Genomic DNA, 10,248 nt, shown 5'->3' with positions numbered 1-10,248 from the left:
TGAGCGCGGGATCGATCCCCAGGCTCGCCGTCGCCGCGATCATGGTGACGATGGCCATGGTGACCGGCGCCCGGGCCGACGGCGACCCCCGGCGCGGCGGCCAGCTCTACCGCGCCTGCGTCGCCTGCCACTCGCTGGAGGCCGGCAGCCACCTCACCGGGCCGAGCCTGGCCGGCCTCTGGCAGCGCCCGGCCGGCAAGGTCGAGGGCTTCGCCCGCTACTCGGCGGGCCTGAGGTCGGCCGACTTCGACTGGGACGCGGCGGTGCTCGACGCTTGGCTCGCCGACCCGCGTGCGATGATCCCTGATACCCGAATGGTGTTCCGCGGCATCGCGGCGGAGCGGGACCGGGCCGACCTGGTGGCTTTCCTGGCGCTCGCCATGGCACCCGGGGGCGCCGAGGCGGTCGTCGACCGCGGCCTCGTGCCGGCCGGTTACGCCCGTGGCCAGAAGCCGGAGCCGCTGACGCCAACGCCGCCGGGCGCCCAGGTGACGAAGGTTCGGCATTGCGGCGACAGCTTCGTCGTGACCACCGCAGACGGTGTCGAGACGCCCTACTGGGAAATGAATGTCCGCCTCAAGCTCGACACCCGCGATACCGGCCCCGCGCCCGGCGCGCCGGTGATCGTCGGCGCCGGCATGATGGGCGACCGCGTCTCCATCGTGTTCGCCAGCCTCCGCGACCTGAACAACCTCGTCGAGGAGGCGTGCTGATGTGCGCTCCTCTCCCGAACCGATCTGCGAAAGGAACCGTCCCATGCTTCGACTGATCGCACTCCTCGGCCTGCTGCTCCTGCCGGTCGGCCACGCCCAGGCCGCCGATCCGGCAAGGACCGCGACGCTCTACAAGAACCCGCAATGCGGCTGCTGCGAGGGCTATGCCGACTACCTGCGGCAGAATGGCTACGCGGTGACCGTCAAGCCGACCCACGACCTCGTCACGATGGGCCGCGAGGCCGGAATGACCGACGACTTCCAGGGCTGCCACCTGACGTTCGTCGACGGCTATGTGGTCAGCGGCCACGTCCCGGCCGCGACGGTGAACCGGCTGCTGAGCGAGCGCCCCGGAATCAAGGGCGTGACCCTGCCGGGCATGCCGATGGGCTCGCCGGGCATGAACGGGCAGAAGACCGCGCCGTTCACGATCTACGAGATCGGCGATGGTGCGCCGAAGGTCTATGCGGTGGAGTAGGGCCATGGCGCATGCCGCGCAAGCCGGCACGGCTGATCCGCTGCCAGTATCGGACCGCAGGCCGCTGCGGCGCCTGCTGGTCGTCTTGCCGCTCGCGGGCACGCTCGTCGTCGGCGCGGTGCTGGCGTGGAGCCTGACCCGCAACCCGCGGGAGATTCCCTCGGCGCTGGTCGGCAAGCCGGTCCCGGCGTTCGACCTGCCGGCGGTCGAGGGGCGGACGGCCGGCCTGTCGAGCACCGACCTCGCGGGCGAGGTATCGCTGGTGAACGTGTTCGCCTCGTGGTGCACCGCCTGCCGGGAGGAGCACCCGCTGTTCATGGCGCTGAAGGCCGAGGGTGCCGTTCCGATCCACGGCCTCAACTACAAGGACAAGCCGGCGGACGCCGCAGAGTGGCTCGACAAGCTGGGCGACCCCTACACGCGCACCGGTGCCGACCGTGACGGCCGAGTGGCGATCGACTGGGGCGTCTACGGGGTGCCCGAGACCTTCGTCGTCAGCGCCGAGGGCCGGATCGTCCACAAGCATATCGGCCCGCTGACCCGCCGGGACCTGGACGCGACCATCCTGCCGCTGGTCCGCCGGCTGCGTACGGGAGCCACCGAGCCGCGAACGGGCACGGAGCGCAAGCCATGACGCGCCTTCAGCGACTGTATGCCCGGTCCGCCATCGGCGTCGCCGGCGGCCTTCTGATCGGTCTCGCGATCCTCGGGGTGCTCGAATATCGGGACGTATCGCCGGCCGCATCCGGGGGACCGGTGACGGCCAAGGGCTCGCCGGCGAAGTCGCCGGCCGCGATGACGCTGCACGACTCGCCGCGGCCGGTCCCGGAACTGAGGTTCGCGGATGGCGACGGCGGGCCAATCACCCTCGCCGACTTCCGGGGCAAGGTGGTGCTGCTGAACGTCTGGGCTACATGGTGCGGCCCCTGCCGCGAGGAGATGCCGACGCTCGACAGCCTGCAGGCCGCCCTCGGCGGGCAGGATTTCGAGGTGGTCGCCCTGTCCATCGACCGGATCGGGATCGAAGCCGTCGACCGGTTCTACGCCGAGATCGGGGTGAAGCATCTCGGGCGGTACATCGACGTCAGCGCGAAGGCCGCAAGGGATCTCGGCGCATACGGTCTTCCCACCACGCTGCTGATCGACCGCGATGGCCGCGAGGTCGCGCGGCACGTCGGGCCGGCGGAATGGGACACGCCGTCGATGGTGACGTTTTTCCGCAGGCAGCTCTCGCGGGCGGCCGGCGCCACGCCAACCACGGCCAACAGGCAAGGATCATCATCATGACCGTCTCCACCGGACCGACGGAAGCACCGCGACCGTCCCTCGCACACGACCTGCTCGGCCTGGCCCGCCATTACCTGGGCCGCCGCCGCGTCCTGCTCGTCCTCGCGGGCCTCGCGCTCGCCGCCGGACTGGCCCTGAACTGGGGCTGGCTCACGGCAGCGGGCATCGCGCCGATCCTGGTCAGCCTCTTGCCCTGCGCCGCCATGTGCGGGCTCGGTCTCTGCATGAGCAAGGGAGGCGGCAAGTCGTGCTCGGCGGGCGCGATGGCTCCCGACGCCGCGCCTGACGCTAAGCCGGCCGTGCCCGTCGATCCGTCGGACACGACCACCGACCAGATCCCGACCGGCGCCGTGGTGGCATCGCTCGCGGATGCCGAACCGCAACCCCCGAAGGAATGGAACACCACCGATGCGTAAATCAACGAAGATCCTGGCCGCGGCAAGCCTGCTGGTCGCCGGCCTCGCGGCCGCACCGGCCCTCCACGCCCACGAGTCCGGCGGGTCCGGCGGCTCGATGATGGGCCAAGGCATGATGGGCGAGATGACGGAGATGATGGCCGGCTGCAGCGAGATGATGCAGTCGATGCGCCAGGGCGGCTCCGGCGCGCCGAACGAGCAATGGCGCCAGGACACTCCCGGTCAGGCGCCGTCCAACGGCTGACACCGATATGGGGGCCGACCGCCGGTCGGCCCCACTCACCGCACGGAAAGAGACCCATGCGAGCAACGACAATCCCGGCCCTTGCGCTGCCGGTCCTGCTGGCGCTCGGTTCGCCGGCTGCCGCCCACCACCCCGGCGACAAGCTCGACGAGGTGATGACCGGCAAGGAGGAATTCTTCCAGACCATCGACAGACCGGCGCCGGCCTTCGCGCTGGTCGACGCCGACGGCAAGCCGATGGCGCTGTCCGACTTCGCCGACCGGATCGTGGTGATGCACTTCATCTATGCGGGCTGCCCGGACGTCTGTCCGTTACACGCCGAGAAGATCGCCGAGATCCAGCAGATGGTGAACCAGACCCCGATGCAGGATCGGGTCCAGTTCGTCACGATCACCACCGATCCGGCGAACGACACGCCGGAAGTGCTGAAGGACTACGGCCCGGCACACGGGCTCGACCCGGCGAACTGGGTGTTCCTGACCGCCGGGCCGGACCAGGGCGAGGACACGACGCGCAAGCTGGTCGAGGCGTACGGCCACAAGTTCATGGTCACGGAGGACGGGCTGCAGGTGCATGGCGTCGTCACCCACGTGGTCGAACATGGTGGGCGCTGGGCCGCGAACTTCCACGGCCTGAAGTTCGACCCGCTGAACCTGGTGCTCTACGTCAACGGGCTCACCAACAATCCGCAGAAGCCGGCCGAACCGACGCTCTGGGAAAAGATCAGGAACTGGTTCTGACAATCACCGGCTTTCTCGCTTATCGGCCGTCCAAGTGAGGCATCGATCATGACCACCAGACGCACCCTCCTCTATCTCCTGCCGGCCGCCCTCGCCGTGGCCGCCACGGGGTTGCTCGCCAGCCGCTCGTTCGCGACGAGCGAGACCACGGTCGTCGCCCTGACCGGAGAGACCCATTTCCACGGCATCGCCGTCGATCCGCGCGATCCCGACCGGCTGTATCTGGCGACCCATCACGGCCTGTTCATCGTAAGCCCTGACGGCAAGGCCCAGCAGGTCTCGGACACGCGGGACGACTTCATGGGCTTCACGCCGCACCCGACCGATCCGGAACTGCTCTACGCGAGTGGACATCCGGCGGGCGGCGGCAATCTCGGCTTCGTCGTCTCGCGGGACGGCGGCAAGTCCTGGTCGAAGCTGGCGGACGGCGCCGGTGGACCGGTCGACTTCCATCAGATGGACGTCAGCAAGGCGGATCCTGCCGTCGTCTACGGCGTCTTCGGCGATCTGCAGAGGAGCACGGACGGTGGCCGCAGCTGGACGGTCGTCGGTCCCGCGCCCGAGGGCCTGATCGCCCTGGCCGCCTCCAGCACGGACGTCGACCGGCTCTACGCCGCGGCGCGGGGCGGGCTGAAGGTGAGCACCGACGGAGGGAGGCAATGGCGGCCGGCGCATCTGCTGCGGACGCCGGCCACGGCGGTGCATGTGATGTCCGACGGCACCGTCTACGCCTTCATCGTCGGCACCGGCCTGGTGCGCGTATCGGAGCCGGGCTTCCAGTGGGCAACCATCGGGAACGGTTTCGGCGATGCCTATGTCCTGCATCTGGCGGCTATTCCGGACGGCGACATGCACAGGCTCTACGCGGTCACGCTCGACCCGGGCACGCGCGCCCAGTCCCTGCATGTGAGCCGCGACGGCGGGCGAAGCTGGAGCCGATTGGGCGCGGGGTCGGCATGAAGCAGCGAACGACGAACCAACCTGCCCTTCGGCTTCTGCCGCTTGTCATCGCCGGCGCGATCCTCATGCCCGCGACAGGGAGGGCCGAGGGCGATTCCCGGCGCGGCAAGCGGGAATTCCTGCGCTGCGCCACCTGCCACGCGGCCGAGTCGGCCGAGCACAGGAACGGGCCCAGCCTGGCCACCGTATACGGCCGGGCCGCCGGCACCGTGGAGGGCTTCGGGCGTTATTCCGACGCCCTGAAGCGGGCCGGCGTCGTGTGGACGGAAGAGGCGCTGGACACCTGGTTGCGGGATCCGAAGGCCCTCGTTCCGGGCAACGCGATGGTCATGCCGGGCATCGCGGACGCGCGGGTGCGTCTCGATCTGATCGCCTATCTCCGCGAGCTGTCGACGCGCAACCGTACGACCGAGGGTTCAACGCGATGACGGGCTCGCAGGCCGAGGTCGGTGGCTCCGCTGCACAACGCGTCGGCGCGTCCAGCGCTTGGTTCCCGGTGCTGCGCCGGTACCTGGCCGTGATCGCGGTCGGCAATCTCGCCTGGGAGTTCGTTCAGCTTCCACTCTACACGATCTGGCACGACGGCACGCCGCGCGAGATCGCCTTCGCGGCCCTGCACTGCACCGGCGGCGATGTGCTGATCGCCGGCGCGGCCCTGCTCGGTGCACTGCTCGTTGCGGGAACCGGAGAATGGCCGCGCGACCGCTTCGCGACGGTGGCCGTCCTCGCGATGTTAGGCGGTCTCGGCTACACGGTGTTCAGCGAATGGCTCAACACCGAGATCCGGGCCAGTTGGGCCTACACGGAGACGATGCCGCGGCTACCGTTGATCGGAACCGGCCTCGCCCCCCTCGCCCAGTGGATCGTGGTTCCGCTCTTCGCCTTCTGGTGGGCGCGCCGCCGCGTGGCGCGAGGCGGCTGACCGATGCCGGAGATCTCGAACATCGGCCTTCTCGCCGCCTTCGCGGCCGGCGTGATCTCGTTCCTGTCGCCTTGCGTGCTGCCGCTGGTGCCCGGCTACGTGTCCTACGTTGCCGGCGGCCGCCTGCAGATCGGCGGTGGCGTGGCAGCCTTGCGGCTGCCGGCGATCGGGCTCGGGCTCTGCTTCGTGCTCGGGTTCGCCACGGTGTTCGTCGTGCTCGGTGCCAGCGCCACCGCCCTCGGCCAGTTGCTGCTCGCCTGGCGCTACGAGTTCAACCTCGTCGGCGGCACGATTGTCATCCTGTTCGGGCTGTTCCTGATCGGGGCGGTGCGGCCGGCCTGGATGATGCGCGAGCTGCGCTTCCACGCGAAGGTGCCGGGCGGGCGGGCGACCTCGGCGTACATGCTCGGACTCGCCTTCGCGTTCGGCTGGACGCCGTGCATCGGACCGGTGCTCGGCGCCATCCTGACGGTAGGAGCGGCGTCGGCGACGGTCGGCGGCGGCGTGTTGCTGCTCGCCGTGTACGCTGCCGGGCTCGGCGTGCCGTTCCTGCTCGCAGCCGTCTTCACCGATGCGCTCGCCGCGCGGCTGCGGTCGATCGGCCGTGCCGGTCGGGTCCTCCAGGTCGGCGCCGGCGGCGTGATGGTTCTGATGGGGGTCGCCATGATCACTGGCCAGCTCGGCGCATTGTCATACTGGCTCCTGGATGCGTTCCCGATTCTCGCGAGAATAGGCTGACCGGTTGTGGGCTTGAACGCACGATGCCTTGATTTGGTCCGGTAAATCGCAGCGTGGCATGTTCCGTCCATGGAGTTCACACCGGTCGCCATGATCCTGTTACCGATTGGGCTGGGACTACTTGGCTTCATCGAGCCTTGCACGATCGGCGCTCACCTCATCTATCTCAGGTCGCAGGGCAGCTTACCGATCAGCGCCCGGCTGCGCTCGCTGACCGTCTTCATCCTGGTTCGGTCACTGGTGACCGGTCTTTTCGGCGCCTTCGTCGCGTATCTCGGCGGCTTTCTAATCGCCGTTCAGACGACTTTGTGGCTGGTATTCGGGTTCGTGTACCTGGTGTTCGCCCTGACCCTGATCGGTGGGACACTTCAATTCCGGATCATGCGGGTGGGCCTCGTACCGCAGGGCTGGCGTTTGTCGCCGAGCCCGATCCTGCTGGGTCTGGCATTCGGCTTGAACATTCCAGCTTGCTCGGCACCGATCCTCTTTGGACTCCTGGGGCTCGCTGCCTCGCTCGGCACGATTGCCGCCGGCTTCGGGATGATGTTCCTGTTCGGGCTGTTCCTGTCGCTACCGCTCGCACTCTTCCTGGTCGTCCCGGACTTCGTCTCGTACCTGGAGTCGCTGCGCATGCGTGCACGGAGCACGCGAGTGTTGGTCGGCCTCGTCTTTGCCGGTCTTGGCCTCTGGTCAATCTGGTTCGGGCTGTTCGTCGATCCGGCGGATTGGGCGGGCCGATGAGCGTGCGGCGTCGGTTCGTAAGCGTCGCCGCCGCAGGCGTCACGTTTCAGGCAGGATCGGCGGCAGTGGATTCTGCCACGATCATGTCCGCGCTGGTCTTTCAGCTGACCGGCAGCCCGATCCTCGTCGGCGCGGTCACCGCCATCCTGAGGTTCGGCTGGCTGTTCCCGCAGCTGATCATCGGGTTCCTTGCCCAGCGACGCGGCTCCAGCATGCGGTATTACGTGATCGGCGCGTTCGGTCGCGCAACCTGCATGGCGGCGTTGGCTGTCTTCCTGTTCGCCGGGCAGGGCTGGTCCACAGTCTGGCTCGCCACCTGGGTCATGTCGATCTGGACGGTCTACGCTTTCGTTAGCGGGATCGTGGCCGTGCCCTACAACGACATTGTCGCCCGCGCCGTACCTCCGGATCTTCGCAGCCGGTTGCTGGCAACCCGCTTCTTCGGCGGCGGCGTGATTGCGCTCGGCGTTGCCGCAATCGCCGACCGGATGATCGAGCGGTTGGCGTTCCCGATTTCCTATGCCGCAATCGTCGGCTTGGCGGCGATCCTGATGTACCTGTCGTCGGTGGTATTCACCAGTATGGGGGAGCCGGGCGCCAAGACCGAAAGCGGCGACACCAAACCAACTTTTTACGCCTACCTGAAGGAAGGTATGGCAGTCATGCGGACGGACCAGACATTCAGGCTGTTCGTATATGCGCAATGGTGTGGTGGCGCAGCCCTGATGGCGCTGCCGTTCTACATCGTTCAAGCCGACGCGCTCGGTCTGGGATTGAAGGACGCTGCTATCCTGCTCGCCGCACAGACCACAGGCGCACTGATGTCGAACCTTCCGTGGGGTTGGTGGGGCGACAAATGGGGCAAGGTCAGTTTGCTTCGGGCGATCGCGTTCGGCCGAATGACGCCGCCCATCGTCATCCTCGTGATCAGCTCCGTTGCTTTGGACAAGGATCAGGTTCTCGCGGCATTCGTGGCGGTATTCGTGGTCCTCGGCGCGCTTGCCAACGGCCTCACGATCGCCGTGATCGGCTACCTCATGGAGATCTCGCCGGAAGATCGGCGGCCGGCGTACAGCGGCTATTTCAATGCCATTACGGCGCCGGCGTTCCTGCTACCCCTGCTTGCCGGCGGAGCTGCCGCGACGGTTGGGTTGCCGAGCCTGTTTGCGATCTCCGCGCTGGCGGCAGGGCTGCAAGGACTGATTCTGCTACGCGTCTCGCCGCGGCGCCACCCGGAGGCGACGCCGGGCGGTGGATCAAGCGGTTCAAGTTGACCGACCAGCGACAAGGCGGGTGTGATCCGAAGGCGAAAGTTCCGAGACTTCTCGCCAAGCGTCGGACAGCAATGAGCGCAACTGACGGCCGGTTTGACCGCTTGGACGCGCCGCGGCGACACGGATTAGCGGCCTACTTGCCCCGTCACGTGATCACGGGTCTCGATCCGCCCCATCCGATCGAGCAGCGCGAGGAGGACGGTATGCGGATCTACAATTCGGGCCACCAGCCCGACTGCGAACTAGCTTCGCAGCATGGTCCGGATGGGGATCGCGATGATAAGCGGCCAGTTCAGCGTCTTCTCCTACTGGCTGCTCGCCACCTTTCCTGCCCTTGCGACGATCGGCTGATCTGCCCCGGGTATTCGGAGGACTTGTAATGAATTTCTACGAAGACCGTATCCTGCCGCATCTCACCAACCTTGCCATGCGGAACCGGACCCTCGTGCCGTACAGGCAGCGCGTGCTCTCCGCCGCGGAGGGCCGGGTGCTGGAGATCGGCATCGGCTCCGGACTCAACCTTCCGTTCTACGGCCCCGATGCACGCGAGGTGATCGGGCTCGACCCGTCGCCGCGGCTGATCGCCATGGCCGAGCGCGCCGCACAGAACTCGACACTACCGGTACGCTTCATCGATGGCTCGGCAGAGGCTATTCCGCTGGACGACGGCAGCGTCGACACCGTGCTGACGACCTGGACGCTGTGCAGCATCCCCGGAGCGGTTCAGGCCCTCGCCGAGGTGCGGCGTGTGCTCAAGCCCGGCGGGCAGCTGCTGTTCGTCGAGCACGGGCTGGCGCCGGATCCGGGCGTGCGCCGCTGGCAGGACCGGCTGACGCCGGCCTGGAAGCGGATCGGTGGCGGCTGCCACCTGAACCGGCCGATCCGCAGCCTGATCGAGGCCGGGGGCTTCGACATCACGGGGATCGAGACCGGCTACGCCAAGGGGCCGAGGCCGATGACCTTCATGTATGAGGGCCGGGCGCGCCCGGGATAGCCAGACGGAACACGCAAGACAAACGCGAGGTTCTGTCGACGCCGCCCCGATGGGAGCCGACCGCATTGGCACGCTGATCGAGTCGATTAAGGCGACCTCGGGCCGGCGAATCCGCCGAGACCGCAACAACGAAAGGAGATCGTCGATGATGATGGAAGGCATGTGGGGGATGGGCTGGGCAATGGGCCTGTTCTGGCTGCTCGTTCTGATCCTGCTCGTCCTCGGGATCGCAGCCCTCGTGAAGCACCTCACGTCGGGACGCAAGTGACGTCCGGCCGGGCGATCTCGATCATCTCCGGCTTTGCGCCTGGAAAGCAACGATGGCAGTCGCTCGTATGAGCGGACGTCCGGTTGCGCGAGAACATGGCGCATCCGCGCATCAAGATGCCTCGGACTTACGTTCGGGCGTGTGGCCCCATCAGGATGACAGCCGCGCCGAGCACACAGAGGATCGCGCCCGCCAGGTCCCAGCGATCGGGCGCCTGCCCTTCCGCTGCCCATAGCCACACCAGTGATGCGGCGATGTAGATCGCTCCATACGCAGCATAGGTGCGCCCGGCGAACTCCAGGTCGACCCGGGTCAGCAGAAACGCGAACAGCGCAAGCGACACCATGCCCGGCAGCAGCCACAACGGGCTTCTATCGAGCCGTAACCAAGCCCAGAAGGCGAAGCAGCCGGCGATCTCGGCGAAGGCGGCGGCGATGTAGATCGCCAGCGACGGCAACATAGCGGTCAAGCTG

General features: G+C 67.7%; 16 protein-coding genes. 15 read left to right on the top strand and 1 reads right to left on the bottom strand.

All coding sequences use genetic code 11. The features are described 5' to 3' along the window. The 15 genes from RIC54_RS23705 to RIC54_RS23635 all read left to right on the top strand — a co-directional run. A partial coding sequence (locus tag RIC54_RS23705) for a c-type cytochrome (RefSeq protein WP_350151497.1) occupies positions 1–713 on the top strand: 713 nt, incomplete at its 5' end. A 43-nt stretch (positions 714–756) separates the two neighbouring features. Then, positions 757–1,191: a DUF411 domain-containing protein gene (locus RIC54_RS23700; protein ID WP_350084770.1), complete on the top strand. Its 435-nt coding sequence runs from the start codon at positions 757–759 to the stop codon at positions 1,189–1,191. 4 nt (positions 1,192–1,195) lie between these two features. After that, the gene (locus RIC54_RS23695; protein ID WP_350084771.1) at positions 1,196–1,825 is read left to right on the top strand and encodes a DsbE family thiol:disulfide interchange protein; all 630 of its coding nucleotides are present in this window, start codon (positions 1,196–1,198) and stop codon (positions 1,823–1,825) included. Beyond that, the gene (locus tag RIC54_RS23690; RefSeq protein ID WP_350084772.1) at positions 1,822–2,478 is read left to right on the top strand and encodes a TlpA family protein disulfide reductase; all 657 of its coding nucleotides are present in this window, start codon (positions 1,822–1,824) and stop codon (positions 2,476–2,478) included. Before RIC54_RS23695 ends, RIC54_RS23690 begins: the two co-directional genes overlap by 4 nt. Beyond that, entirely contained in the window at positions 2,475–2,894 is a 420-nt protein-coding gene (locus tag RIC54_RS23685) for a hypothetical protein (protein WP_350084773.1), read from the top strand. Before RIC54_RS23690 ends, RIC54_RS23685 begins: the two co-directional genes overlap by 4 nt. Further along, a complete protein-coding gene (locus RIC54_RS23680; RefSeq protein ID WP_350084774.1) occupies positions 2,887–3,138 on the top strand; it encodes a hypothetical protein in 252 nt (83 codons plus the stop codon). Before RIC54_RS23685 ends, RIC54_RS23680 begins: the two co-directional genes overlap by 8 nt. 56 nt (positions 3,139–3,194) lie before the next feature. Continuing rightward, the gene (locus tag RIC54_RS23675) at positions 3,195–3,878 is read left to right on the top strand and encodes an SCO family protein (protein WP_350084775.1); all 684 of its coding nucleotides are present in this window, start codon (positions 3,195–3,197) and stop codon (positions 3,876–3,878) included. 48 nt (positions 3,879–3,926) lie between these two features. After that, positions 3,927–4,838: a WD40/YVTN/BNR-like repeat-containing protein gene (locus RIC54_RS23670; protein WP_350084776.1), complete on the top strand. Its 912-nt coding sequence runs from the start codon at positions 3,927–3,929 to the stop codon at positions 4,836–4,838. Further along, positions 4,835–5,266, top strand: coding sequence for a c-type cytochrome (locus RIC54_RS23665; RefSeq protein WP_350084777.1), 432 nt, complete (start codon positions 4,835–4,837; stop codon positions 5,264–5,266). The genes RIC54_RS23670 and RIC54_RS23665 overlap by 4 nt, the downstream gene beginning before the upstream one ends. Further along, positions 5,263–5,760 carry a hypothetical protein gene (locus tag RIC54_RS23660; RefSeq protein WP_350084778.1) on the top strand — a complete coding sequence of 166 codons (498 nt, stop codon included), beginning with the start codon at positions 5,263–5,265 and terminating at the stop codon, positions 5,758–5,760. The genes RIC54_RS23665 and RIC54_RS23660 overlap by 4 nt, the downstream gene beginning before the upstream one ends. A 3-nt stretch (positions 5,761–5,763) precedes the next feature. Beyond that, entirely contained in the window at positions 5,764–6,498 is a 735-nt protein-coding gene (locus tag RIC54_RS23655) for a cytochrome c biogenesis CcdA family protein (RefSeq protein WP_350084779.1), read from the top strand. 69 nt (positions 6,499–6,567) lie between these two features. Continuing rightward, positions 6,568–7,239, top strand: coding sequence for a cytochrome c biogenesis protein CcdA (locus RIC54_RS23650; RefSeq protein WP_350151495.1), 672 nt, complete (start codon positions 6,568–6,570; stop codon positions 7,237–7,239). 224 nt (positions 7,240–7,463) lie between these two features. Next, positions 7,464–8,513, top strand: a complete 1,050-nt coding sequence (locus RIC54_RS23645) for an MFS transporter (RefSeq protein WP_350084781.1) — start codon at positions 7,464–7,466, stop codon at positions 8,511–8,513. A 379-nt stretch (positions 8,514–8,892) separates the two neighbouring features. Next, positions 8,893–9,507 (top strand): class I SAM-dependent methyltransferase, encoded by a 615-nt coding sequence (locus tag RIC54_RS23640; protein ID WP_350084782.1) that lies wholly within the window; start codon positions 8,893–8,895, stop codon positions 9,505–9,507. A 49-nt stretch (positions 9,508–9,556) separates the two neighbouring features. Continuing rightward, complete coding sequence (locus RIC54_RS23635) at positions 9,557–9,775, top strand: hypothetical protein (protein ID WP_350084783.1); 219 nt, start codon at positions 9,557–9,559, stop codon at positions 9,773–9,775. A gap of 127 nt (positions 9,776–9,902) precedes the next feature. Here RIC54_RS23635 and RIC54_RS23630 read toward each other — a convergent pair whose 3' ends face one another. After that, positions 9,903–10,235, bottom strand: coding sequence for a YnfA family protein (locus RIC54_RS23630; RefSeq protein ID WP_502989644.1), 333 nt, complete (start codon positions 10,233–10,235; stop codon positions 9,903–9,905). Between the last annotated feature and the right edge of the window lie 13 nt (positions 10,236–10,248).

This window comes from Thalassobaculum sp., assembly GCF_040219215.1.
Classification (GTDB): Bacteria; Pseudomonadota; Alphaproteobacteria; order Thalassobaculales; family Thalassobaculaceae; genus Thalassobaculum_A.
The sequence above is the reverse complement of the archived record's forward strand: the minus strand, read 5'-3'. Positions and strand labels throughout refer to the sequence as shown.